General features: G+C 42.6%; 21 protein-coding genes and 1 pseudogene. 14 read left to right on the top strand and 8 right to left on the bottom strand.

Annotated elements, in window-relative coordinates; translation table 11 throughout:
• Positions 1-34: 34 nt before the first annotated feature.
• The 3 genes from IJ23_RS18990 to IJ23_RS18980 form a co-directional block, all read right to left on the bottom strand.
• A complete protein-coding gene (locus IJ23_RS18990) occupies positions 35-1,948 on the bottom strand; it encodes a bifunctional diguanylate cyclase/phosphodiesterase (protein ID WP_033907079.1) in 1,914 nt (637 codons plus the stop codon).
• A 180-nt stretch (positions 1,949-2,128) separates the two neighbouring features.
• A complete protein-coding gene (gene fabV, locus IJ23_RS18985) occupies positions 2,129-3,328 on the bottom strand; it encodes an enoyl-ACP reductase FabV (protein ID WP_033907078.1) in 1,200 nt (399 codons plus the stop codon).
• An 82-nt stretch (positions 3,329-3,410) separates the two neighbouring features.
• Positions 3,411-4,013, bottom strand: a complete 603-nt coding sequence (locus IJ23_RS18980) for an arylesterase (protein WP_033907077.1) — start codon at positions 4,011-4,013, stop codon at positions 3,411-3,413.
• On the opposite strand from IJ23_RS18980, the gene IJ23_RS18975 reads away from it, so the two are divergent.
• The 3 genes from IJ23_RS18975 (at position 4,012) to IJ23_RS18965 (ending at position 8,952) form a co-directional block, all read left to right on the top strand.
• Positions 4,012-4,704 carry an ABC transporter ATP-binding protein gene (locus IJ23_RS18975; RefSeq protein ID WP_033907076.1) on the top strand — a complete coding sequence of 231 codons (693 nt, stop codon included), beginning with the start codon at positions 4,012-4,014 and terminating at the stop codon, positions 4,702-4,704. The genes IJ23_RS18980 and IJ23_RS18975 overlap by 2 nt on opposite strands.
• On the top strand, positions 4,704-7,160 hold the full coding sequence (locus IJ23_RS18970) for an ABC transporter permease (RefSeq protein ID WP_033907075.1): 2,457 nt from the start codon (positions 4,704-4,706) through the stop codon (positions 7,158-7,160). The genes IJ23_RS18975 and IJ23_RS18970 overlap by 1 nt, the downstream gene beginning before the upstream one ends.
• A gap of 352 nt (positions 7,161-7,512) precedes the next feature.
• Positions 7,513-8,952 carry an FAD-dependent oxidoreductase gene (locus IJ23_RS18965; RefSeq protein WP_033907074.1) on the top strand — a complete coding sequence of 480 codons (1,440 nt, stop codon included), beginning with the start codon at positions 7,513-7,515 and terminating at the stop codon, positions 8,950-8,952.
• A 28-nt stretch (positions 8,953-8,980) separates the two neighbouring features.
• On the opposite strand, the gene IJ23_RS18960 is transcribed toward IJ23_RS18965, so the two are convergent.
• The 3 genes from IJ23_RS18960 to IJ23_RS18950 are packed head-to-tail and all read right to left on the bottom strand — an operon-like array spanning position 8,981 to position 11,351.
• Positions 8,981-9,916, bottom strand: a complete 936-nt coding sequence (locus IJ23_RS18960) for a biotin-dependent carboxyltransferase family protein (protein WP_005376316.1) — start codon at positions 9,914-9,916, stop codon at positions 8,981-8,983.
• Positions 9,913-10,596 (bottom strand): 5-oxoprolinase subunit B family protein, encoded by a 684-nt coding sequence (locus IJ23_RS18955; RefSeq protein ID WP_005376314.1) that lies wholly within the window; start codon positions 10,594-10,596, stop codon positions 9,913-9,915. The genes IJ23_RS18960 and IJ23_RS18955 overlap by 4 nt, the downstream gene beginning before the upstream one ends.
• Complete coding sequence (locus tag IJ23_RS18950; protein WP_005386314.1) at positions 10,596-11,351, bottom strand: 5-oxoprolinase subunit PxpA; 756 nt, start codon at positions 11,349-11,351, stop codon at positions 10,596-10,598. The genes IJ23_RS18955 and IJ23_RS18950 overlap by 1 nt, the downstream gene beginning before the upstream one ends.
• A 319-nt stretch (positions 11,352-11,670) precedes the next feature.
• Here IJ23_RS18950 and IJ23_RS18945 point away from each other — a divergent pair, with 319 nt between their 5' ends.
• Positions 11,671-13,629, top strand: a complete 1,959-nt coding sequence (locus IJ23_RS18945; protein ID WP_033907073.1) for a diguanylate cyclase domain-containing protein — start codon at positions 11,671-11,673, stop codon at positions 13,627-13,629.
• A 54-nt stretch (positions 13,630-13,683) separates the two neighbouring features.
• Positions 13,684-14,700 carry a UDP-glucose 4-epimerase GalE gene (gene galE, locus IJ23_RS18940; protein ID WP_005376309.1) on the top strand — a complete coding sequence of 339 codons (1,017 nt, stop codon included), beginning with the start codon at positions 13,684-13,686 and terminating at the stop codon, positions 14,698-14,700.
• A gap of 334 nt (positions 14,701-15,034) precedes the next feature.
• Here galE and IJ23_RS18935 read toward each other — a convergent pair whose 3' ends face one another.
• Positions 15,035-17,173 (bottom strand): TonB-dependent hemoglobin/transferrin/lactoferrin family receptor, encoded by a 2,139-nt coding sequence (locus IJ23_RS18935; protein WP_033907072.1) that lies wholly within the window; start codon positions 17,171-17,173, stop codon positions 15,035-15,037.
• Between the two features lie 231 nt (positions 17,174-17,404).
• Here IJ23_RS18935 and IJ23_RS18930 point away from each other — a divergent pair, with 231 nt between their 5' ends.
• Positions 17,405-18,292: a LysR family transcriptional regulator gene (locus tag IJ23_RS18930; protein ID WP_033907071.1), complete on the top strand. Its 888-nt coding sequence runs from the start codon at positions 17,405-17,407 to the stop codon at positions 18,290-18,292.
• 77 nt (positions 18,293-18,369) lie between these two features.
• Here the strand turns inward: IJ23_RS18930 and IJ23_RS18925 are convergent, their stop codons facing one another.
• A complete protein-coding gene (locus IJ23_RS18925) occupies positions 18,370-21,003 on the bottom strand; it encodes a bifunctional acetate--CoA ligase family protein/GNAT family N-acetyltransferase (protein ID WP_033907070.1) in 2,634 nt (877 codons plus the stop codon).
• A 236-nt stretch (positions 21,004-21,239) separates the two neighbouring features.
• On the opposite strand from IJ23_RS18925, the gene IJ23_RS18920 reads away from it, so the two are divergent.
• From IJ23_RS18920 to IJ23_RS18890, 8 genes and pseudogenes are all read left to right on the top strand, one after another.
• Entirely contained in the window at positions 21,240-21,809 is a 570-nt protein-coding gene (locus IJ23_RS18920; protein WP_005390018.1) for an SPOR domain-containing protein, read from the top strand.
• Positions 21,810-21,958: 149 nt separating this feature from the next.
• The gene (locus tag IJ23_RS18915; RefSeq protein ID WP_033907069.1) at positions 21,959-22,948 is read left to right on the top strand and encodes a D-alanine--D-alanine ligase; all 990 of its coding nucleotides are present in this window, start codon (positions 21,959-21,961) and stop codon (positions 22,946-22,948) included.
• A 128-nt stretch (positions 22,949-23,076) separates the two neighbouring features.
• On the top strand, positions 23,077-23,463 hold the full coding sequence (locus IJ23_RS18910; RefSeq protein ID WP_005376294.1) for a DUF3319 domain-containing protein: 387 nt from the start codon (positions 23,077-23,079) through the stop codon (positions 23,461-23,463).
• Position 23,464: 1 nt separating this feature from the next.
• Positions 23,465-23,776: a stress response translation initiation inhibitor YciH gene (gene yciH, locus IJ23_RS18905; protein ID WP_005376292.1), complete on the top strand. Its 312-nt coding sequence runs from the start codon at positions 23,465-23,467 to the stop codon at positions 23,774-23,776.
• Positions 23,777-24,335: 559 nt separating this feature from the next.
• Positions 24,336-24,757: pseudogene (locus tag IJ23_RS18900) on the top strand (phage protein).
• A gap of 373 nt (positions 24,758-25,130) precedes the next feature.
• The gene (locus IJ23_RS25310; RefSeq protein WP_154216299.1) at positions 25,131-25,274 is read left to right on the top strand and encodes a hypothetical protein; all 144 of its coding nucleotides are present in this window, start codon (positions 25,131-25,133) and stop codon (positions 25,272-25,274) included.
• A gap of 52 nt (positions 25,275-25,326) precedes the next feature.
• On the top strand, positions 25,327-25,638 hold the full coding sequence (locus tag IJ23_RS18895; protein ID WP_025638088.1) for a helix-turn-helix domain-containing protein: 312 nt from the start codon (positions 25,327-25,329) through the stop codon (positions 25,636-25,638).
• Positions 25,616-26,566 carry a reverse transcriptase family protein gene (locus tag IJ23_RS18890; protein ID WP_025638086.1) on the top strand — a complete coding sequence of 317 codons (951 nt, stop codon included), beginning with the start codon at positions 25,616-25,618 and terminating at the stop codon, positions 26,564-26,566. Before IJ23_RS18895 ends, IJ23_RS18890 begins: the two co-directional genes overlap by 23 nt.
• The last annotated feature ends 29 nt before the right edge of the window (positions 26,567-26,595 follow it).

Here is a 26,595-nt window from a genome sequence, read left to right as displayed (position 1 = left end):
ATAGAAACCACCGCCCTCATAGTAAAGAGAATGCTTAGGAAGAGTAGGCGTATTGCCCGCCAGAAAGGCGCTGATTAAACAAACTTTGCTCAAATTCATTACAAGGCATAGGTTTACCATAAAGAAAACCTTGTCCGATATCACAGCCCTCACCAATGAGAAACTGTTCTTGTTGGGGAGATTCAATGCCTTCGATCACGACTTGGAGTTCCAGTTTTTTCGCAATGTGTATGATAGAGCAAATTATCGCGCGGTCATCGTCCGACTTTTCCATTTGCTGGACGAAGCTTTTATCAATTTTGATGGCATCAAATGGATATTTCTTTAAATAGCTGAACGAGGCATATCCTGTACCAAAATCGTCAAGTGACAATGTCACGCCTAGTTTGTGCAGTTTATTTAATGTAGTGCGTGCTACGACCTCATCGGCAATTAAGGCGCTTTCGGTCACCTCGAGCTCGAGAAAGTGTGCTGGCAAATGAAAAGACTCGAGTAGGTGTTGCACTTGTTCTGCAAAATTTACGTTTTGTAATTGAATGGGAGAAACGTTGACGGCCATTTTGAAGTTATCGATTAACTCAGACCATTGTTTTGCTTTGTCTATCGCGGTTCGAAGAACAAAAGAGCCAACTTCAAAGATAAGCCCGTTTTGTTCAGCCATATGTATTAATGCTTCGTTGGATACGTCGCCAAGTATTGGATGTCTCCAGCGAAGCAAGGCTTCTGCGCCAATCCATTTACGTGTTTTGGAGTCTACTTGAGGTTGAAAGTACAACACTAAATCGTCGTTACGCACCGCTTGTAAAAGGTAACTTTCCAGTTCATTGTGACTATTGAGATCCGCCGAATGATTTTCTCTAAAATAACTAAAAGGTTCGCCAGATTCTTTACATAGAAGCATCGCGTAACATGCATGTTGAAGGATACGCTTAGCATTGCTGCAATCTTTGTAAGCTTGAACTATACCGATATACGTGTGCAAATGTATTTCTGTTTTGTTGAAGACAAATCCATCTACGCTAATTTTAGTGATATCATCTAATAGTTGATTTAACCGAGCTTCAATATCCTCTCCCCAAATCAATAAAACCATGTCATTCGAACTTGGTCTACCAGTGATAAATCCGCTAGCACCGTGTCTGGTTAATCTGGAGTGAAATTCTTTTAAAATGTTGTCAAAGACCTCGAACCCGTGCCTGGTCTGAATACTGCGAGCGTTACTAAAACCAATGTTGATGACCACAAGCGATTGCTGATCACTATCAAGGGACTGTAAGGTGTATTGGACAATGTTCTCAAGTGCAGAACGATTTAGAAATCCAGTTCCCTGATCATGTGTTTTTTGGTAGCTCACTTGTTTTTCCGCGGCTTTACGGCGATCAATCTCTTGTGTTAAGGAGTAACTTAACTGGGCTAAATCCGTGGTACGATTTTCAATTCGACTCTTTAGCTCGGTGTTAAGTCGCTGAAGTTTATGTTGTTGGTACACAACTGAAAGCTGTGCTTCGATTGAATCTTTGAAAGTTTCAAGCAACTGACGGTAACTATCGTTGTACTCGTTTCTCTCAGAGTCAAGCATACAGATTGTTCCAAATGTCTCCCCATTTGGCCAGAATAGCGGTAAGCCGCAATAAGAAATCATGCCTAGTTTGATGTCTGGGTTATTTTGCCATTCTTCATCTTCAAGCGCATTGGGGATTACAAGCTCGCCTTTCTGTTCTATAACTTGCTCGCAATACAAACCGTTACCAAGCTGCTCTGCATCGCCAGTACGATAAGGATTACCTAGAGTTTCGCTAGATGTATTTACTTCTATGCGATCCGGATGGATACGCATAATTAATGTGGTGGGTACGTGTGTTATTTGAGCCAGTAAGTTGACGATTTCTTGCCAACTTCTTCGCATAGACTCAGGGATTTCGTAGTCTAATGTTTGCAATCTCCCCATATAGGTCATCCTTTACGTGGTTTCACTTCCTGTGAATTAAAAATGCAGACTGCTCTATTTTGTTCTCGCTTTTTAATTAAGTATAGGGTGGCTAGGGCTCGAAACAAAAAAAAGTCCTGAAAAGTGTTCAGGACTAGGAATAGTTGTCACATATCTCATCCTTGAAACAGATAACAAGCATCAAGGCTTAAGCGACATTAACGATTCAATAGAAATGTCTTGCGAATAGTCGACATCCTCAAAGTTAAAGCCATTGAGCTTCATAAACTCATCTTTAAAACCTTGGTAATCACCAATCTCTTTAAAGTTATCAGCATTCATTTGTTCTAAAAGAGCGTGGACTTCTTGTTGAACTTGCGGTTCAAGTTCCAAGTCATCTATTCGAATCAAGCGTTCACCGTCAACTGGCACTTTCTCTTGATCGTATAACTTCGTAGTAAACAGCCGCTGCATTTGTTCAATACAGCGTTCGTGAGTACCTTTTTCCTTCATCACTCGATAAAGCGCTAACAGGTAGGGACTTAGCGCAGGGATGAATACACTGGCTTTCGTCACCAACGCCTTACACACGGTTGCGTAAGCACCGCCGTCAAAGTTGGCGAGTTTGAGGTTTAATGAATGACTGGTTTGGTGTAAATCGATTTTCGCTCGACCTAACGTACCATCGAGATAAATTGGGTGCGTAATGTCAGGGCCCATGTAAGAAAAGGCGATGGTTTTGCAGCCGTTTGCAATAGAGTCGTTATTGATGAGTGTGTCAATCCAGCTTTCCCAGTCTTCGCCGCCCATTACTTTAATGGTGGCGTTGGCTTCTTCTTCTGTTGCTGGCGTTAAGGTGGTTTCTATCCACTTATCGTTCTCCAGCATGATAGAAGCGCCAGTGACAGGCTCACCAATCGGTTTAATGACACTGCGCCAAAACTCATCAGATTTAGGTTTAGGTCGAACACCGGTTGCCAAGCTATAGATGACTAAGTCAACTTCACCCTCAAAGTACGTTTCAATGGCTTCAATCACTTGATTGCGCACCGAACCAGAGAATGCATCACCAACAATATTTATTGCGGTATGCCCGGCTTGATTTGCTTCTTGCTTAAAAAAGACGTTGTTATACCAACCCGCACTCCCAACCCCTTTCTCTGAAGGGCCACGCTCAAATGAGACGCCAATGGTATCGGCGTTAGCGCCACCGAACGTTAGGGCGATTCGGGCCGCTAGGCCGAAACCAGAGGAGGCACCAATAATCAAAACCCGTTTTGGGCCTTTTTTGATCTGTGGGGCGCGTTTTACGTATTCAATTTGCTCTTTAATAGATGCATGACACCCTTTGGGGTGCGCAGAGCGAGCAACAACACCTTGAATTAACGGTTCTATTCGCATGTTGTTATCTATCCTCGATGAGTGGAATTGAAAATAGATTAACGTAAAGTTACGTAAAACTTATTGAGCTAGACCATTAAAATTAGAGATGTTTAATTAATTCTTGAGCAACGAAACCTGCGATCCAAGGTTGTGCATCTGGTTTTGGGTGAAGGCCATCATCCATCATCCATTCTGGTTTGGTGACAACATGCTCTAAGAAGAATGGCATCAAGGCAACTTGTTGATGCTGTGCAAGCTTAGGGTAGATATCGTAAAACATATCGCTATAGCGCTTACCATAATTAGGTGGAACCCGAATTTGCATCATGACAACGTCCGCACCAGAATCTTTTATCATGGTAATCATTTTTGAAAGATTCGACGTAATAAGTTTAGGAGGGAAACCTCTTAGGCCATCGTTGGCACCTAACTCAATAAGTACCATGTCAGGGCTATGCTGAGTTAGCAACTGAGGTAACCGTGCTAAGCCATTGCCAGTGGTATCGCCAGAAATACTGGCATTAATAACTGTTACATCTTGACCATGTTCTGACAACGCATCAGGGAGTAAGCTAGGCCAACTCTCTTCGATCGGCATCTGATAGCCTGCACTCAAGCTATCACCCAAGACAAGTAGCTTTTCGCTCGCATGTGCAGTAGCGGAAAAACAAAAAAATAGAACTAAGGAAAGTATACGAATCATGCAAACACCTGTACTTAATGCACCTATTGTTCAAGCCAATTTGGTTTCTAAACAAGTCTCTACTAATCAAGAACAATTAACAATCCTCAAAGACGTAAATGTTGACATCCGAAAAGGAGAAAAAATCGCCATCGTCGGAACTTCCGGTGCAGGTAAGTCAACATTGATGACGTTGCTAGCTGGTCTTGATACTCCGACATCAGGCGAAATTACTTTATTAGGTCATGAATTATCAAAACTGGATGATGAAGCACGTGCGAAAGTTCGGGCTGACTCTTTAGGTTTCGTTTTCCAAAGTTTCTTGTTAATCCCGAGTTTGAGTGCATTACGTAATGTCACGCTTCCTTGTCTTTTACGTGGTGAAGCCGAAGATGAAGCAAGAGCAGCGGAATTATTAGCTTCTGTTGGATTGGAAAAACGTGTCGACCATCTACCAAGCCAGTTATCTGGTGGTGAACAACAGCGAGTTGCACTAGCGCGCGCATTTATGACACAACCTGAACTGTTGTTCGCAGACGAACCTACCGGTAATCTTGACCATCAAACCGCAGACAAAGTGATTGAGCTGCTATTCGATCTTAATGAACAGCACGGGACAACTCTGATTTTAGTAACACACGATGGTCATCTAGCAAGCCGATGTGACCGTATTTATCGTATGGAGGCGGGTGAGCTTAAGGAGGAGATGTAATGTCTGCAGTATCATCAAGTGAAGCAACATCCACAGAGCAAAACAGTACAACACAGCACTCGTCGAATAAAAGCTTGATACGCTGGAGTTTCGGCGAAATAAGGCAGGGGAATCTTTGGCCTATTAGCGTTGCTCTTATTCTCGTGATTGCGAGTATCTTTGCGCTTTCTGCATTAGCAGAACGAATGGAGCAGGTGATCGTCAAGCAGGGGAAGGACGCATTAACGGCAGATGCGGTGTTTGTGTCTGCTAATCCCATTCCGGACACGTTGTTAGCCTCGACTGAAAGCCTTGAACGTTCGACGATGACACGCTTTGCCACTATGGCATTTAGCGATAATGGTATGCAGCTTATTTCTGTAAGGGCGGTGGATGATAATTACCCTTTAATGGGAGAGCTCGTTCTTGAAAATAATCCAGCCGGTCGCGTTAAAGAGAACCAACTCTGGCTTGATGAGCGGATTATGACTCAACTAAGCGTAAAGCCAGGTGACAGTGTCACGATAGGCGATGCCGAGTTTACTGTATCAGGCGCAGTATTGATGGAACCAGGCTTGAGCTTTAATCCATTTCAGCAAATGCCTTCTGCATACATTCATCAAAGTGACGTAGATAAAACAGGAGCAATTCAAGTTGGGAGTCGAGTTCAATACCGTCTATTTTTACAAGCCGATGATAAAACACTAAAGAGCTTACAAGATGATACGCAGCTTTCTCCGAGCGATCGCTGGCGCACGCAAGATACTGCCAGTCGTAGTAATGAGGTTTTTGAACGCACGACGCAGTATCTGTCGTTGACAGTAGCAATTGTCATCATTATGGCGGCGACAACATTGGTTCTTACTTGTCAAAATTACGTGAACAGCCGGACACAAACTATCGCGATGTTGAAAAGTCTTGGTGCGAGCCGCCGATGGATTGAAAAGTGGTTATTTATTCAAGTCACAATCCTTCTCATTAGTGCCAGTGTCGTCGGTCTATTGTTAGGGAGCGGGCTGGAATATTTATTACGCATTCCACTCAAAGACTTATTACCCGAGCCACTCCCTAGTTACGGCGTCACACCATTTTTGGTGGCATTTATCTCAGCAGTCTTGATTACGGTGCCTGCTCTCGGTATACCATTGTTAGGCTTGATTAAAACTCCCGCGTTAGAAGTGCTACAGCAGGGTAAAGCGCAACGTTCTTGGAAGCGAATGTTACTTGTTCTAGTTCCCGTTGTTCCACTGCTTTTACTGTATGCAGATAACACCTTAGTTTGGATCGTGCTCACTGGTATAGCGGTACAGTTTGTGGTACTCGCAGCAGTTAGCGTCACACTCACAAAGCTGTTTGCACGTGTGTCAACCCATCCTGCAATGAAGCTTGCGTTGAGTCGTATCAACCGGACGCCAGTAACCAGCGGCCTACAGTTTGGTGCTTTGGCATTATCTTTGATGTTGCTGTCTATCATTTGGCTTGTGCGCAGCGATATTCTCGCGGATTGGGAGAGAACCTTACCTGCAGACGCGCCAAATGTGTTCGCTTTGAACATTGGTGATTATGAGCTCGATAACTACCTAGAAAACCTAGATAAAAATGGAGTTACGCGGTCACAAGCTTATCCAATAATTCGTGGACGACTAACAGAGATTAACGGTCAAAACGTCAAAGAGATTGATTACGAAGGAGAAGGTTCTGACGCGATACGTCGAGAGCTAAACCTGACATGGGGAGATACCCTACCAGAATATAATGATGTGCTTTCGGGTGAATGGACAAACAAAGGGAGTGTATCTGTAGAAGCGGATGTAGCAAATGACTTAGGCATAAAACTCGGTGATACGCTGCGCTTTGTAATAAACAGCCAGAATTACGATGCAGTAGTAGATACCATCCGTTATGTCGAATGGCGTGACATGAAGCCTAACTTTTATTTTATTTTCTCATCTGACGTGATGGCTAATTTACCTGGTTCTTACCTCATCAGTTATAGGATTGAAGAAGGAAATGAAGCGTTGTTGACGTCAATGTCACGTGCTCACCCAACGGTCTCTGTTTTAGATATCCGAACTATGGGCGAGAAAATTCAGGCTTTGATTCAGCAAATCGTATCAGCAATCACCATCCTTGCTCTTTTAGGCGTTGTTGCTGGTCTGCTGCTCATCTTTACGCTACTGAGGTTAAGCTTGTCCCAACGCCAACAAGAGATTCGTTTGTATCGCACATTAGGTTCAAGTAAGAAACGGATCAACACAACCCTGTGGGCCGAGTACGGAATTATGGCGTTGATTGCTAGTGGTGTTGCGGTATTTGCTGCGGAAGTTTGTGTGGCCGCAGTCATGACATATGGATTCGATCTCAATGCACAAATTCACCCCGAATTGTGGATAGCTTTACCGCTTGTAACATTTGTTACGTTGGCACTTGTAGTGATGAGTTTGTTGAAAAGATTGTTAACGCCAGTAAACACTTAATCGCAGCGAGTGTTATCAAGTTTGGAACACTCCATGACACTTTTATTTTAGTTATCCACAAAAACAGTGGATAACTTTTGGGATAACTAAATGGGGTAAAAAGTGGGGTGTTTCTGCAGGCTTTGCGCCATGGGTCTTACAGTGAAATTCTTATTCACATAGACACAAAAAAGTGTCTTCTTAACCATGTCGTCAAGTACTTTTTCGCAAATTTTTTCTACTTTAATGCACTTTACAGGCGCTGTTGGATATTTCGCAAACCCATGAACTTTTTGTGATTTTAATCAAGTTCAAACACGAGTAGAATCCACCGTTAGTAAAGAATTTTCCTTATAAAATTTTTAGTGAAGCAATGAAGTCTGAGTTTCCAAGTTATAAAGATAAGCATATCGCTGTTGTTGGTGGCGGTGTAGCAGGTGCAACAGCAGCAATTCATTTTGCGGAGCTGGGTTTTAAAGTTTCCGTAATAGAGAAGGGCGTATCACTAGTAAATGGTCCACCCATTTGTCATTTGCATGCTGGTGGTAATTTATATCGAGAGATTTCCGAGCAACAATGCTTAGACTTGTTAGCACAATCTATTGATACTGTTCGCCTGTATCCGCTTTCACTGAATATTCGTCCGACAATCATCGCGGTTCCTCATTCCGATGGTGGAGACCCATCCACACTAATTCCGCGATTAGAGGTTGTGAAAAGTGCTTATCAGACGCTCGTTGATAAAGATGAGAGTAATAAAGTGCTCGGCGAACCAAGCGAATACTACAAACTGTATTCAAAAGCGGAGCTAGAAGCTCTCGCGCAACGTACTCAACCAAGTCATCCTACAAACTTCGATGAGTGGTGTATTCCTTTTGCTCAACATGCTGATCTTGAAGCGCTAAAGTATCCTGTTGTCGCAGTTCAAGAATATGGTTGGAGTGTTTTTCGCCTCGCCGCAATTGCCAACTTAACACTAGATACGCTTCCTAATGCTTCGGTCTTCACACAAGCAACGTTTAAGCAAGCCGATTGGATGGGGGAACACTGGCAACTTGGCTATGAACGTGAAGGTATCGATTACCTGATGACATGCGACTACTTGGTTAACGCGTGTGGCTTTGAAACAGGCTCAATTGACAACACAGTTGGTGCCAAGCGAGACAGGTTGGTGGAGTTTAAAGCCGCTTACGTTACGAGGTGGGCAGACTGTCAACAACAATGGCCAGAAGTTATTTTTCATGGCCCGCGTGGAACCGATAAAGGAATGGCTCAATTGACGCCTTATGGCGATGGTTACTTTCAACTTCATGGTATGACAAAAGGAATCACGCTGTTTGAAGATGGTTTAGTGGAGAGCACGAACTCATCTGCTCAACCTGAACTGCCTATGCCTTTACTCTCGAAGATCCGTTACGGCTGGAGAGAAGAAGTGTTAGAAGAGCGAACGAACAACGCCATCAAACACATGGCGCAGTTTATTCCCGACTATCACTCTGCTGTAAAAGGAGGAAAAGCATTGTTTGGCGCTCAGCAAATTCCCGGAACAGACCCAGTACTCAGAGCGGCAGATGTGACTTTTGAAGATAACCACTACGCGAGAATAGAGGTGGTAAAAGCGTCATCGACACTACTCGCAGCGCAAAAAATGCTTCAATTCTGGTTTGACATCGATCCTAACCAAAATGTGGAAACACAGCATCCGGTCGCTGTAAAGTGGTCTGAACAAGAGGTCGAGCAGTACGCGATTAAACTCACTCAAGAGCGAGGCTATCCACAAGCTTTAGCAGTGCGTTATGGTATGCCTGCATAATCGGCTGTGTTTGGGCTCAGTGGTTGTATTAATACCCAAAAAACTGAGCCCATTGGCACCATACTTCTTGCAAGCCTAGCCTATCTCCTTTCACAAAATTGACTTTTTGTCCGGGCTTCGCCTGTGCCAGTCTAGGTAAGTCAATACGGGCTACGCAGCCAAATTTAGGATACCCGCCAATAGTCTGGTGATCGTTGAGCAGCACAATAGGGTTACCATCGCTAGGTACTTGAATTGAACCTAATGCAATTCCCTCTGATAGGACGCCTTCGTAAGGTGGACGAATGTTATTGCCCTCAAGACGGTAGCCCATGCGATTCGAATTGGGGGAGATGATGAATGCTTTGTTGTAAAATGCTTGGCGAGCGTCTTCATCAAAGTCCTCGTTCTGATAGCCTTCAATCACTCTCAGCTTAATGGGTAAGTTGTAATCTGGCTTAAAGCGAAACGTCATTTGCCTTGGTTTACGTTTCGGTAAGTTATGAGGGACAAAGGGAAGAATATCGCCAGCTTTCAAAGCGCCACCATTTGAATCATAACCACCTAGAGATTCTCGCAAGACGGTCGATGCGCTTCCTAAGTGCTGAGCAACATTGAATCCACCTTTAACCGCTAGGTAGGAGCGAAGTCCATTCCTTGCGACTCCGAACTGAAGCTTCTGTCCTTTTTTCAACGTAAAGTCAGACCAATTTGAAATAGGTTCACCATCTATTTTTGCATTTAAATCACCGCCACATATAGCAAGGTGGCAGTTATGCAAGGCAATAAAACAAGCGTTACCCAAAGTAATTTCAATCGCAACGCAATTGACTACGTTACCAAGCAAATGGTTGGCCCAACTGTAAGCATAGTCGTCGACCGGGCCACCTTGAGTCACACCGACATGCGCCAAGCCAAAACGACCAAAGTCTTGAACTAAAGAGAGCGGTCCTGGCTTTTCCACCAGTAATCCACCGTAACTCATAGTACGCCTCCTAAATCGATAAACTCTTGTTTTGAAATAGCATTAAAGGTGACCTTGTCACCCACTTCAAACGGTATAAAAGGAGGAGAGTCGGAGAAGAGCGCAAGCGGGCTTTTACCAATAATGTTCCATCCGCCAGGACTATCTGATGGATAGACGGCCGTTTTAGAGTCTGCGATTCCTACACTTCCGGCCGGCACTTGAGTTCTTGGTGTGGCAAGCCTTGCCATGTGCAATTGAGTATCAACGTCCGAGAGAAATGCAAAGCCTGGAGCAAAGCCAATTGCAGAAACCGCGTACTCGGTTTTCGTATGCAGGGTAATAAGATCGTCTAATGACAGACCTCGCTTTTTAAAACGAGATAGATCTAACGCGGTTTCTTCAGAGTAATATACAGGGATAGTAATGTGATTCGGCTGGGAAAGCTTAAGTGATTGAGTATCAAACTGGCTCACGATTTGTTGCAGCTCATTGGCTAAGTTCTTTTCGTTGATTCGAAAAGGTAAGTAATCAATGAGAATAGTTTGATAGGAGGGGACAACGTTCATAACAATTGAAGCGAAAGTTTCTCTTATGCTGCGAGCAAGCTCTCCGACTGCATTTTCAGAAATACTCTCATCAAACTTAATGAAAATACTGCACTCGGAGATCAAAGAGATATTAAATTTCTCTTTATGCATTAATTTCCTCCAGCGTATAGGCTTTGGCGGATCTTTTGGATCAGCGCGATCGACTCTTCATTGTCACCATGAACACAAATTGTGTCGGCTTCCAATAATATGTAACCGCCTGAAGCGGTTTTGACACGCCCAGAGTCAGCTAAGGTCCGGACTTGCTCAAGTATCGCGTGCTCGCTTTTTAACACGGCATTGGGCTGTGTTCTAGGAGTCAGTAAGCCGTCATCTTGGTATAAACGGTCTGCAAATGCTTCAAATAGCAAGGGAACATCATAATCGTCTGCGATTTCTAAGTATTTTTCGTTTTCCTGTGAAGCTAGGATCATTAACGGTACTTTGAACAGTGCTGCCGCCTTTACTACCGCTCTAAATATCGCATCACTTTTCATCATGTCGTTGTATAGAGCACCATGAGGCTTTATGTAACTGATGTCTGTGTATTGCGCCCGGCATAATGCTTGTAAAGCACCAACCTGATATATAACCATGTTCGTAATTTCATCACCCGTCATGCTTATGCTTCGTCTGCCAAAGCCTTGTAGGTCGGCGTAACCTGGGTGTGCGCCAATATCAACATCGTTGTCATTCGCTAGGGTGATGGTGTCGTGCATGACATTAGGGTCGGAGGCATGAAAACCACACGCGATGTTCGCCATATCAACATGGGGCATCACGTCTTCATCTGCGCCCATACTCCAAGAGCCAAAGCTCTCGCCCATATCACAGTTCAATGTAAGTTGCTGTTTATTCAATGTCATACGTTTTATTTCTACACAAGCAATGGGTTTACGATGCAGGAAAATGCATCTAGGTTCAGTGACTCACTTCATTCTTCTATCATGAAAACGAGGCTTTTTGAGCAGATAGGTGACGAAAAAGATCACGTTAGTCCATAAAGATGTTGCCGTTATTTGAGTTGATCCGAATTTTGAGGTATTTCGTTTCTTTTCCATCCAATTTTTGAGAATTTAAGGTTATTTTGCATTAGCATCGTGTTAATCTTGTCGCCCTTCATGGGTGATAGATTGCATAATGGTTCTTCTGTCATTTTTGTAGTTGTCTGCGACAGGAATATATATGTCATTACGAGCGAAGCTTATTTGGCCTCTTCTGGTCTTTTTAACGGCTATCTTTGTTATCTCAAAAGGTTACACCTCGTATACTGTATACCAATCGTCTAAGCATGAACTGGTCGAGCAGACAAGAAAGCTGATTAACAATGTTTCTTTCTCAATTAAAGATGCGCTGACAACAAAGGACAAGCAAAAAGCTCAAACTATTCTCGCCAACTTTTTAAACCAGCCAAATGTAACGCGGGTCAAACTTTATGACCAAGATGACCAACCATTCGCTGTTATGGAGATAAGTGGGGCACTAGCACCCGTTCCAAGTCAAACCGAAAGAAGTAGGTTGCATGCTCTAGGCTATGCCTTATCAACCAAATTTCTTTATGTTCTAGAGCCGATTATCCATGATGGCTATGTCATTGGTAGCATGAGAGTTACGCTTTCTCATCGCCCAATTGTAGAAGCCATACAATCTTTACTTCAAGATGGCGCTTTACTTCTTCTGTTTCTTATCGCTGGTGGCACTGTTTTTTACATAAGTATCGAGAGGCTTGTTCTCAGGCCCGTGATGGAACTCAACCGCGTAATAGAGAATGTGACACACGGACGAAACACGGAACATCAAGCTCGCTATTACGCCAAGGATGAAATTGGAGACCTCGCGAGCTCTTTCAATCAAATGATGAATAGGTTAACAGTACGTGAGAAGCAGCGGCAACATTCGCTAGACACACTAGAACAAAAGCGCGCATTTTCAGAAGAGGTTATCGAATCTGTTCAGCATGCATTAGTTATTACCGACAATTCCGGACGTGTTATTCATTGTAATACGGCGACCCAGCAAATATTTCAAAAAAAATTAGATGAACTTAAATATGCCAATATTCGTGATCTAATTAAAACTAAAACACCGAATGAGCTGAGTCAGATCCTGAGTCGAGGCCTAGAGTGCGATGATATTCACCTCAAAAATGCAGATAATGAACAGCAGTTGAGCCTAACCAGTCGTCGCCTCTCGACACATGAATACTTACTGTTTTCGATTCAAGATATCACCGAAATTGAAGAAGCCATAAACCGGCAACGTGTTGCGGGACGTGTTTTTGAAAGCAGCCAAGATGGTCTCATTGTTCTTAATCATCGCGGTGTCATTACGATGGCAAACCCTGCCGTCACTAAGTTAGTCGGCTTAGAGGTGGATCAGCTTATTGGGAAGTCATTCATCCAAACGCTAAAGTGGCGCAAGTTACAGGAAATGATGCCTAGTATCATCGAGTCGATAGAAAATTATGGCGTTTGGCAAGGTGAAGTTATCGAGAAGAACCATATTGGTCAGTTTGTACCGATGTTTGCTCGAGTCAATCGTATCGTTAAGTGTGAAGACTATGGTTTCTATGATCTGGTTATTGTTCTTACCGACCTTTCCGGCGCAAAAGAGATGGAACGATTAGAGCATTTAGCTCATCACGATGCTTTAACGGGGTTAGCCAATCGATCTAAGTTCCATTTAGAGTTGGAACAACTAGTACAACGCTCTGGATACTTGCGTGACGAATTTGCAGTTTTGTACCTCGATCTGGATGGATTTAAAGAAGTTAACGATACCTACGGTCATGATGCAGGTGATGAAGTTTTGAAAAAAGTTTCCGAGCGTCTAACATCTGCGACGAGACATAGTGATTTAATCGCAAGACTTTCTGGTGATGAATTTGTCATGTTGGTTAATCCCGCCAATCAAAAAGTGGTCACCCGAATAGCAGAACAGTTGCTCGAGAGCATATGTGCTCCAATTGAGTACAAAGGTCACTTACTCAAAGTTGGCGTTAGTATCGGCGTAAAATTAGTCGGCGTAAATGAGCGCGATGCTACTCGAGTTTTAAAAAGTGCGGATACGGCAATGTATCAAGCAAAGAAAGCCGGAAAAGGCCAAGCAATATTAATGGGATGCGAATTACAAGAGACAGTTTAAATCGTAACGTCAAAGCTTTAAACTAACCCAATTCGCGTCAGAAGGAATAATAAAATGAAAGTACTCGTTACGGGTGGTATGGGCTATATCGGTAGTCATACGTGTATTCAAATGATCGAAGCTGGCATGACGCCAGTGATTCTAGACAACCTGTACAACAGTAAATCTACGGTATTAGATCGAATTGAAAAGGTATGTGGTGTAAAGCCAACCTTCATTAAAGCCGATATCAGAGATAAATTGGCGATGGTAGAAGCACTAAAGTCGCACAATATTGAAGCTGTTATCCATTTTGCAGGTTTAAAGGCCGTCGGTGAGTCTGTAGCAAAACCTTTAGAGTATTACGACAACAACGTTAATGGCACTTTAGTATTGGTTGATGCAATGCGTGAAGCCGGAGTTAAATCGTTGGTATTTAGTTCATCAGCGACTGTATATGGTGATCCTGCATCTGTACCCATCACAGAGGACTTTCCAACTAGCGCAACTAACCCATATGGGCGCAGCAAATTAATGGTAGAAGAGTGTTTAACCGACTTCCAAAATGCGAACCCTGACTGGAGCATTACACTTCTTCGTTACTTTAACCCGGTAGGTTCACATCCAACAGGCGAGCTAGGTGAAGATCCTCAAGGTATTCCAAACAACTTAATGCCGTTTGTTTCTCAAGTTGCGGTAGGGCGCAGAGAGTTCCTTTCTGTGTTTGGTAGTGATTATCCGACCAAAGATGGCACAGGCGTACGTGATTATATTCATGTAATGGACTTATCCGATGGTCACGTTGCTGCATTAGAAAAAGTAGGTAGCAAAGCTGGCCTTCATATCTATAACCTCGGTACTGGTAACGGCTACAGTGTACTGGACATGGTGAAAGCATTTGAAGCCGCAAGTGGTAAAGATGTCCCATACCAACTTGTTGAGCGTCGTCCAGGTGATATTGCAGAGTGTTGGGCGGATCCATCAAAAGCGATGAATGAGTTAGGTTGGAAAGCAACTCGCACTCTAGAAGAAATGACTGGCGATACATGGCGCTGGCAGTCTACTAACCCTCAAGGTTATCCAGATGCCTAATCTTTAATTTACATAATAGTAACAAAAAGGCGCGTGATTGCGTCTTTTTTGATCCAAATCGGAAAAAATCGTAAATTACTGGTTAAAAGGTAGCAAGTATATATAGAGCTGTTAAACTATGCCCGACTCTTAATTTGGGTTATAAATTTTCTCATAGCTATTGGGGTAGTTCATGGAACTCGGTCTGATCATCACTTTCATCATTGCAGCAGCAGTAATGGTGAAAAAAGAGATGGCAAAACAGTAAACTTTCATTTTTCATACTTTTCTTTACATTTTTGAAATGAAAGCCATAAAAAAGCCAGCATTACGCTGGCTTTTGTGTTTTTAAGGTTTAGAACTCGTATTTAACACTAATGTTATAATTACGCTCAGCTTGCGTTTTGTCTCGACTTAACTCAGTCTTACCGCGAACATCGTTCCAAAGATGGTATTCTTCATTCGTTAGATTCATAACACCAGCACGAATGGTTATATCTTTCATTGGTTTGTAGTACGCCGTTAAGTCAACGACTGTCGCAGACGGCAAAGCAACTTGGTCTTTGATTCCGCCTTTATCACCATCAGAGTTGATATCACTGTTCGATTTCTTAGCCGTGTAGTTTACTTTTAGGCTTGTCCCCCAAAGTGCATTTGGTGAATCGTAATTTACAGCAGCTACGGCATTCCATGGGTTTACACTGTTCAAAGGATTACCATCACCATCTTCACCTTCTGTGTATGCTGCAACAAAGCGAGTTGTCACGCCTGATGGAAGACCAGCAATGGCATGCCAATCAAGACGGTTAGAGAGCTCAACCCCTTTAATGTTTGCTTCACTAATATTGATATTTGTGAATTCAGTTAAACCACCATTGTTTGATGACGTTTGCTCAATAAAGTCACTGTAATCACTGTAGTAGAACGCTACTTCAGTTGCCGACGCTGCAGTGTTATGACGGTAACCAAGCTCATAAGACAAACTCTTTTCAGATCCCAAATTTGGGTTAGGGCGGTTGGTATAGCCATGAGCCGGATTATCGTAGGTGTAGTAAAGCTCGTCGAACGATGGCGCTCGGAACCCTTGGCTCACTTGCGCGAAGATCGTGCCTGGTTGCGATATAGAGTAAGTTGCTCCTAAACGACCAGTTAATGCAGAGTCGCTAAACTTCTCGAATGACTCTTCAGAAGTATTTGAAGGATTAGTAGAGAAGTAATCGTAACGCACACCTGGAGTCAGAATTAGCTTGTCATTAAGAAGCGAAATTTCATCTTGCAAGAATAAACCAAAGCTTTCTTCTTTTGCATCCGGTGTGTAAACGTAAACAGTATCTGGCGTGCCAGGATCGGAATTAAACTCGCGATTGGTATTACTGATGTCACTATGTTTGTACGATATTCCGTAAACAATATAGTGATTTTGAATCTCTTTATCTAACTGAGTTTCGAATTCAAATTTGTCTTCAGTATATTCGTAATCTTTTTTCTGTTGGTTGTCACCACTAGGCGGTACGTAAGGTGGGTAACCAGGGCTAGCTTCGATAAAGCGATTAGAGACGCCGTTTTCTTCTTTACCAATCCATGTAAGCTTGGACGTGATCGTATCCGAGATAGCTGCATCTGCAAACCAAATGTGCTTGAGCCCAATGCGATTTTGCTTGGTTGTGTCTTCAGCGTTGAAGTTTTTGTAACTTTTATGTGCGATCTCTGAGTCAGTCTCGTTGTAAATAACTTCTCCCAAAAACTCCAAGCGATGAGCGTCATTCAATTGAGATTGAAGTTTTACCAATAGATCGTTTTTGTAATAATCTTGGTTGTCCACAGAATAGTTATCGTAAGGTGCCTTAGAGAAATTTTGTAGCTCTGCACCATCACGGCGTGTAAAGGCTACAAGTGCTTCTGTACTACCGAAACGCTTTGCTAAAGCTACATGCTCACTAAAAGAGTTATCTTCCGATGAATAAGAGAGTTTAGCTTGACCACCAAAGTCTTTGCCATCTTTGAGGAAATCCTTCGGATCTTTTGTTTCGAATGCGACAACACCGCCAATTGCATCACTACCATGTAGGCTAGAAGCTGCTCCTTTAACAATTTCGACACTCTTTAGCATATCGGGGTCGACAGTAACGGCACTAGAATTGATAAACGAATATGGTCCACCGCTGAATACACCTGGTTGAGATGCACCGTCTACTAAGATTTTAACTCGTTTACCTTCCATCCCGCGAATGTTAATACTTTGGACGCCTTGGCGTTGAGTGCCATTAACAGTAACACCTGGCGTATACTCGAATAGATCATTCAAGTCCTTTACCATGTTTTCTTCGATGTCTTTCTCTGATACAACAGCAACAGAAGCAGCAACAGTGTTTATGGTTTGGTTGGTACGGGTGGCCGACACAACGACTTCTTCAAACTTAGAAGCTTCTTCCGCATAAGCAGTATGGGAAAGGGCAACTAAAATGGAGGCTGACAAAATTGATTTTTTATACATTGGCTTCAATACCTTAGATCCATAATAGGTAACAACACGCGGATATTAATGGATCTAAATGGTAATTACTATCATTACCATTGTCATTTATTGATTTGTATTGAATCTTCTTCTTAGGCTATTAGCATTCCTAGTCTTTAGTTATCAATATGTTATATAATTTGTCGTTAGTTCTTGATAAGTTCATCCAAATACAACGAATGTGATAAATGTCACATTAAGAGAGGCCATGTGCAGAGTCCAATTACGTTAGAAGCACTCCATATTCTAGATGCTATTGATCGAAGAGGGAGTTTTGCTGCTGCTGCGAATGAGTTAGACAGAGCCCCGTCATCGCTGAGCTATCAAATCCAGAAACTAGAGCAAGATTTAGACATTATTATCTTCGATCGCTCTGGTCACAAAGCCCATTTTACTGAAGCAGGTAAGCTTATTCTTGAAAGAGGAAGAGCCATTTTACAAGCCAGTGAAAAGTTAGTGAACGATGCAACGTTATTGGCGAATGGCTGGGAACTGGATATTACCATTGCCTTCGATGGCATTATTCCTATATCCAACTTTTTCCCGATGGTTGATGCGCTGGCCGAGGTCAGCTCAACTCGAGTCAGGCTGCAAGAGGAGATTCTGGCTGGTAGCTGGGAGTCGTTGAATACGGGGAGAGCTGATTTACTGATTTGCCCATCACTGGATACGCTTCCTCAAGAAGTTAAGTCAGAAAAAATTGGTAAAATGAGTATGTATTGGGTAGCTTCCGCTGATCACTATGTTCACAAGCGTAGTGGTAAGTTTGATGAAGCAGCGCGAGAAAAGTATCGGATCATTGCTATTGCAGATACCGCACGTGAGCAACCCGCGCTCTCAATTAATATTATTCAAAAACAGCCTCGCTTGACCGTCACCAACTTTACGGCAAAAGTAGAAGCGCTCACTGCAGGTTTAGGTATTGGTACATTACCAAGCCAAATTGCACAACCTCTTATTGATAGTGGTGTATTGAAACGAATCGAAGGCACTGAAGAACAGCCGATGAATATTATTTTGGCATGGCGCCGGAACACTATGGGTGAGGCAAAATCCTGGTGTATTCAGTACTTAAAAAAGAATTGGAAACTAAAGTAACAACGTAACTTTTACTTCTTAGATTCCCATTAATTATCGAATGTAAGAAGTAAAAGTCATCGCTAATGCTGCGCTTTTCAATTTAAAGGGAGCACCATATCTGCCGTACCGTCTGCAAACTGGACATCGATCTCAAACCCCAAGTTCTGAGCCAACATCAACATTCCTCTGTTTGTTGGCATGGTCATTCCAGACATTTGCTTTGTGCCTTTAACTTTGCAATAGCTGATTATTTTCTGCATCAGCACTTTGCCTAAACCTTTTCCTTTCAAATCTGAACGAACCAAAATAGCAAACTCAGCGTCACTATTGTCTGGTGTAATCAATGCGCGGGCTACCCCTATGATAGACGGTCCGTCAGTATTAAACGCTACCGCAACAAACGCCATTTCGCGGTCGTAGTCGATTTGAGTAAAGTTTGCCAAAGCCTCATGGTTGAACTCTCCAACTTCAGAAAAGAAACGTTTATAGAGATCTTCTTTCGATACGCTATTAATGAATTGAGCATGCAGCGGCTCATCCTCAGGCAAGATAGGACGAAGCAGGATAGGTTGGCCATCTCGAAGCGTTACAGTTTCGACAAACTCTGCCGGGAAAGGGCGAATCGCTAGCCGTTTTTGGGCGTCTCCTTCGTATTTACACAGTGTGACATCTGCATCAAGGATAGTTAAATCGCTTCCGGACACTAGCACTGGATGGATATCCAGTTTTTGTATTTCTGGTATCTCAACTGCCATTTGGGAGATACGAACCAAGAACTTCGACAACTCAGTAATATCGAGCGCATCTTTGTGTTTCTGCAGGCGAATCTTTCCAGACTTTAGGGCAACAACGACAAGGTAGCGCGCAAGCGTCATGTTCAAAGGAGGAAGTGCAGCGACGGCATCTTGGGCGATATTCCACTCAGAGCCGCCTTGACCAAGCAAGATCACTGGTCCAAAGACTTTATCTACTGCAATACTAATCCGTAGCTCTTCAGCGCTGCCGAGCTTTGCCATCCCTTGTACTAACAGCCCATGTACATTGGCGGAAGGGTAACTGAGCTTTACGGTATCTAAAATGGATAGCGCTGCGTTGGAAACTTCTCGACTGTTTCTTAAATTTAGAGCAACACCGTGAACATCCGATTTATGAGGAATGTCTGGAGAACGCAATTTTACCGCAACAGGATATCCAATATTTTCTGCCATATGAACAGCTTCAATGTCGTCAGATGCAATCCACGTAGGCAAAACGTTAAACCCGAACAGCTTAAATAATGGGCTGGTTTGATGCGTATCTAAGGTGACTGTGTTTTTATCCAGTAGTCGTTCATTTGCCCACTCTTTTGCTGAACTCACACTTCCAGAATGTAATGGCTCTGCCGTCGTTGGCGTTTCCATTAGTTGTTTCTGGTTTCGTCTGTATTCGACCAAGTGCATGTATGCTACAACCGCACTTTCAGGTGTTCTATAGGTTGGAATACCTGCTTGAGTAAATGCCAGTCGCGCTTCTCTCGACGTTTGTTCTCCTGACCAGTTGGTCAAGATATTAAAATGCTTATGCCGAGGATGAGATTTGATTGCATTAATAATGGCTTGAGCAGTTTCAAGAGGATCAGAAACAGCAGAAGGACTATGCATAATCAATATCGCATCTGCACAGTCGTTATTCATCAGTGCGTTAATGGTATCAATATAGCGTTTTTGGGTTGCGTCACCAGACAGATCAATTGGATTTCGAGCACGCCAGTTGGATGGAAGTACTGCTTGTAATTGCTCAATGGAAGCGTCATCAAGCGTTGCGAGTTGGCCACCACGTTCAATCAAAGTATCAACGGACATAACAGCAGGGCCGCCGCCATTGGTGATGATCGCTAAACGCTCTCCACGAAGTGGCACAGAATGCGTGAGTGTTTCTACCGCGGCAAAAAGCTCATGCGTATTGCTGACTCGTAACATACCAGTTCTGCGAATAGCAGAATCGTAAATTACGTCAAGTGTATCTCCGTCTTGCTGCTCAAAAGTATTCATCTCTTTAGAGCGGCCCGCTTTTAGCACCAATATACGTCGGTTACGTGAAGCGGCGCGCGCAGCAGACATAAATCGGCGAGCGTCTTGGATATTATCAACATAAAGCAGAATAGCTTCAGTGTTTCCATCCATACTCAAATAGTCGAGCAAATCTGCAAAATCGATATCTTGTCCGCGCCCAATCGAAATGAACGAAGAAAAACCAATGTTCTTATCATTTGCCCAGTCTAAAACCGTGGTACAAACCGCCGCGGATTGTGAGATGAAAGCAATTTTTCCGGGTTTAGCTGCAACAGGGGAAAACGTGCAGTTAAAATTGTGCCAAGGAAGGATGATACCTAAGCTGTTTGGGCCTAAGACTCGAATGTTCAATGATGAGATATCTAAAGGATTAGGGTCATCAGAGATAACAATCGCAAACGGTGTGCCTCTCTCATCTAGCTCTTTAAGCAATTGCTCGTTACGTGAAACGTTCGTACACAAAATTGCAATATCTGGCGTATAGGGCAGGGAAGCTACATCAGGGTAAGCGATCACGCCAGATACGGCTTTATATCGCGGCGTTACTGGCATAATCGCGCCACCAAATCCACTTTGTAGAAGGTTGCGTATCACAACATGTCCTGCTCGCAATGCTTTTTGAGATGCCCCAATAACGGCCACAGAGTTGGGTTTAAAGAGTTTATGTAATTTATTCATGCTGACTCCTGGCCGTTTGTAAGTCACGTTGGCTTCTCGGTTTCATATCAATCATAAACGAATAATTTACTGATAAAACATCTTCAGACCAGACATTGCAGAAAATGTGTACGATGCTTATGGAGTTTGTGTTATTCATCACATCAAAATCACAGATTATTGTATTTGATGCTTGATAAACGGCCCTGCTATCGGCATGATTTATCGTAATATTTATCCAGAGCATTTGTTACTTCATGAAAAAAATCGCAATCATCGGCTTGTCAGTTCTGCTTTCTGCTTGTGCATCTGAAACTTACATCACGGATGTGACCTCAGAAAGTTACCGAGAGGACTACAAATCAGATCGTATCTCTAAACCAATTATGGCGTCTGAAAACGCTGTAGTAGAAAAAGACGTACAACCAACTGTTGTGAAAATGACGGCAAAGCCTGAAGAGAAGAAAGTAGTCAAGCTAACGCCAAAAGAGCAGGCGAAGCCAGTTAAGATCGTACCACCAAGTAAAAAGCAAGCTGGCATTCAACGATTCGGCTATACCATTCAAGTCGCAGCTGTGGGTAGCCAAGCGAAAGTCGATCAGTTTGCAAATAAGCTGCCACAGAACGGTCAGCCAATTTGGGAAAACTACAAAGTTGTAAACGGTACTAAGTGGTTCTCAGTTTTGTACGGAGACTACGCAACAAGCGCAGAAGCCAAGCAAGCGATTTCGACTTTGCCAGCTCAATTTCAGCAGTTAAGGCCATTTGTTAAAAGCATTGATGCAATCAAAAACTCAGCTTACCCAACGCTTAACAAATTAAATTAACACATCAAATAAGGGAGCGAATAGCTCCCTTATTTATTTGCTCAAATCCTATTCGAACAACATTCCTCACATTAAAATTACTGTACGTCACACTTCAAAGGTTTATCATAATAAATAGTATCTTTTGTAGGTCACGGAAAGATGGATTCATGATTAAAAATATTCTTTTACTATGCGGCGGTGGCTCTTCTGAGCACGAGATTTCATTATTGTCTGCAAATTTTGTCGAACAACAACTAAATCTTATTGAAGACGTTCACGTTACACGCGTAGAAATAAAAAACGAAGGTTGGATGACCAACCAAGGTGAGTTGGTTTACTTGGATCTCAATACCAAGCAGTTGTGCTCAAGTGAATCTAATCAAACCATTGATTTCATCGTGCCTTGTATACATGGTTTTCCTGGCGAAACAGGCGACATTCAATCTCTGTTTGAAATCGCAGGTATTCCTTATCTTGGCTGCGGGCCAGAAGCGAGTAGCAATAGTTTCAATAAAATCACATCTAAGCTTTGGTACGACGCTATCGGCATACCCAATACGCCATACTTATTCTTAACGCGAAACGATGAAGAAGCTCACGTTCAAGCTCATAAAGCCTTTGAAAAGTGGGGAAAAGTTTTTGTTAAAGCCGCTCGCCAAGGCTCTTCCGTTGGCTGTTACAGTGTCACAGAAAAAGACAAGCTTTCTAATGCAGTAAATGATGCTTTTGGGTTTTCTGACCAAGTGTTGGTTGAGAAAGCAGTAAAACCTCGAGAACTTGAAGTTGCTGCATATGAGATGAATGGCCAACTACATATCACTAAGCCAGGCGAGGTCATCGCGCCTGATGGTGCTTTTTACTCGTACGATGAAAAGTACAGCAGTTCAAGTCACTCGCTCACAGAAGTTGAGGCGAAGAATCTAACTCAAATACAATTAGATTCCATCCAACACGCGTCAGAGACGGTATTTAAACAAATGAATCTTCGTCATTTATCTCGTATCGACTTTTTCCTAACGGAAGATGATGAGATTTACTTAAACGAAGTAAACACATTTCCAGGAATGACTCCGATCTCAATGTTCCCTAAAATGCTTCAAAACAACGGGCACAAATTTCATGAGTTCTTGGAAGATTGTATAAACAGTGCAAAGTGATTAACGTTATCGAGACGCGTTTTATGATACAAGTTGTTTTCTAGAGCAAGGATTATTCAAGCCGTATTTGAATATTGCTCAGTAGCAATTATGATTATATCAACGCATTAAACAGATGACTCAGTGGTATGGCGATTTCAAATTATAGAGGTTTTAACCTGCAGTCAGTCGGATCAGATGGCAGTGTTTGGAAGGTTAAAATCAAGAACCACGTTTTACAGGGCAGTTTGACGGCGGTAAAGAAAAGCATTGATTGGTGGTGTGACACCGCATCGATTATTGATCCCAAAGAGTTTGCTTCACTCGGACAAAGAGTGCAGCAAACTGGTGTTGCAAAATCAGAGGTCTTTAACGGCTATACTATTCAAAACGATACAGGCCAACCTAACTCTTGGTACTGTATGTTTAATGGTAAACTGATTAAGGGCAGTAAAGCCGCTATTCAACGCCATATCGAAGCTTATTTGGTTGCAAAGCAAAAAGCGATGCAAGCTCAACAACAAAAGAAACAATAGAATGACTCTGGTATATTCAACAGAAACCGGTCGAATTAAACCGGAAGAAGAAAAAGTATCTCGCCCTAAAGGCGATGGTGTTGTTCGGATTCAGCGCCAAACGAAAGGCCGTAAAGGTAAAGGCGTATGCATTGTTACAGGTTTAGACTTGGATGATGCACCTTTAAAGTTATTAGCGGCAGAACTCAAAAAAGTCTGTGGCTGTGGTGGCTCTGTAAAAGATGGCAATATCGAGATTCAAGGTGATGCTAGAGACAAGATCAAGGCACATCTTGAAAAGAAAGGCATGACAGTCAAATTAGCCGGTGGCTAATTTAATATTTCCAGTAAACAAAAATGGCGTCTAAAGAAATAGACGCCATTTTTTATAAGTTGCTAATTGAAGAGCAAGCAATCGTAGATTGATAGATTGATATTAGCTATTTTATGGTAAATCTGAATACTGTTAAATACACTGAGTATGAACCTGACAGTAAACATAGAACATAGACTCATGAACAAATAGTAGACTCAGAACATTTTTTTGTAAAGTGAAAGTGAGAGGAGGTAACTTATTGATTTTTGGTTTCTCATGAACCTAGGAAGTAAACCAAGTAATTTAACATAACACATATAATACGCACCAAGGGGTATTTTGTTAACAAAGTCTAACTCTTTGATTAAGCCTTTCATAAGTGTCTGATAACCAAGCCGTAAATTTTAATTTTGTGAGTTTTAAACGTTTAAGTCGTTTGTACTATTACTGGCGATTGTTTCCCGCAATCTACAAAACTCGCCCAAACCCCTTACCGCCACATTATGAGGCGTTCGGTTAAGGCGAAAAAACAAGAAAAAAATAATTTTAGTCTGTTCATCAAATTGCGAGCGTTGTCATGTTTCACGAATCATTCTGCACTCTATTCTGGCGCGAATTTAAAACCCTTAAGCAAGGCGCCGAGTTTTTCACGTTACCAAGCCGACGGTTGTTCGTTGGTTAGATGGCACCGTTCCGGTGAATCCGATGGCGGAAAAACTTCTACTCATCAAATCACTTGGCTATTTACCTAATGACATTCGTTGGTCTGGGTTTCGAGTTTGTGAGCAACGCGCTGTGTTAATCACACCATCTGGTCGTGAGTTCAGCCCTAAAGAATTGGAAAGCTTTGTGTTTTGGCGTGACGAACATCGTCAGTTTGTGGAAATGTACGGACACTTTGAGTACCCCAAGATTTATCCCGCTAAAGAAAACGTTTTGCCGTTTCGTGGCGGCCGCCGGATGAAGTCAGCCCCTTGGCTTCCTTCACAAAAGAAATAAAACACACACTTTTTGCATGCTTTATGACCAATCGCACACACTGCATATTGACACATTATATGATCGATCATACTGTATATCCTGTATTTACATCGAAGGATAAAAAATACGCCATAAATTGAGTTACTTAGGTGCTCGAGGAAAGTCTTGTACTTTCTAAAAACTTCCCCCCACATGCCCCGTCGCTCCACCGCTGCACCGTGCGTGCGTGAGTGTTGCATGACATGGACATGGGGAATTCGCGACTTTGGGGCGACCCAAAGTCGCGTGGAACGGGAGCTTGTGCTGGTTAATCCTTTTCCTATAGGGCGAACTCTGAATTTGTACGCAGCAATGATATTGTCGCGGGTTCAGAGGTATAGGAGAAAATATTATGAAAACTAATCGTGTAAGTACCAACCAGCAAGCGCAAGAAAACCACCCTCAAGAAAAACCATTGGTTAAGTGGTTTTGGCGACTCGTAAGGGTCTTCAACATCGCTACTAACATCATCAACTGGTTTGAGGGGGGCGAGTAAGGCGCTCTCCCTAGTTTCAAGCTTCTCCAACGAACTCAAGGTGTTATTACTAATGATAGCTAAAGCTTTGAGACTCATCAGGCAATATCACGACTTGTCTCGAATTGATGCAGCGCGTCGTTTAGATATGTCAAAAGAAACACTTATAGCCATAGAGTCTGGCACATCCCCAGTAACGAAAGACGTACTTGAAAAGTATTCTACTACCTTCGAAATTCCTGTTTCATCATTGATATTCTTTTCGGATAGCTTAAACACTAAGAAAGGGAAAAATGCTAATAAAATCAGATCAATGCTAGCTGGAAAGGCATTGACAATTTTGGAATGGATAGCAGAAAAAGATGACAAGAAAATCGAAGCTTAAACTAGAAACAAAGAATAAGTCTTATCCACTTCAAGACTCTCCTTTTCACAAGTTGACTAGCAAGAAAGTCTTAAGAAAACTACTTGATGTTGATGCAGATAAGCTTAAAAAGTTAAGGCAAGATAAAGGTAACTATTCTGAGTTTGACGATATAGGCGAGTCAGGAAAAGCTCGAAAAATTCAGAAGCCAGCCCGTGATTTGGACATTGTTCATACTCGTATTGCGAGTCTGCTTTGTCGTATCTCAACCCCACAATATCTGCACTCAGGTAAGAAACAGCACTCTAACATTACCAACGCTCGTCAGCATCAAAATAAGTACCCTTTACTGGCAACAGACGTAAAGTCTTTTTTCCCTTCAACAACGTGGGACATGGTTTTCTCTTTCTTTTACGGCGTGATGAAGTGCTCAAGTGATGTGTCTGAAATACTTGCCGACTTATGCACTTGTCACAAGCACATCCCTACTGGCAGCAGAATAAGCATGCCTTTGGCCTTCTGGGCAAATATTAGAATGTTCTCTGAGCTTGAAGCTCTATCTACAAAACATAACGTGACGATGACTGTATATGTTGATGACCTCACCTTTTCTGGAATGCAGGTGAATAAGCTATTCAGAAGTTCTGCTAAAAAAATCATCACGAAACATGGACATATCATGCATCCTACTAAAACCAAGCTCTACAAATCCAACCAAGCTAAACTCGTCACTGGTGTGGTTGTTGAGGGTGAAAGCATTAAAGTTCGAAATGAACAACATCGTAAGATGCACGAAGAGCTTGGGGTTTGGTTTGAGATTAAAGATATGCCTTACGCAATGTCCTCTTCTATTACTTCGAAGTTGCTTGGTCGCCTCCATGCAATGGGAACAATAGATGACAAGTTCAAGCAAAAAGCTAAGACAGTAAAGAAAAGCACCACTAGTTGACAACTTGCGCGCTGAACCAAATCCCTTTG

Source organism: Vibrio sp. OY15 (assembly GCF_000742455.1).
In the GTDB taxonomy this organism is placed as follows: Bacteria; Pseudomonadota; Gammaproteobacteria; order Enterobacterales; family Vibrionaceae; genus Vibrio; species Vibrio alginolyticus.
Note: the sequence above shows the minus strand (reverse complement) of the source record. Positions and strands in the feature narration are given on the sequence as shown.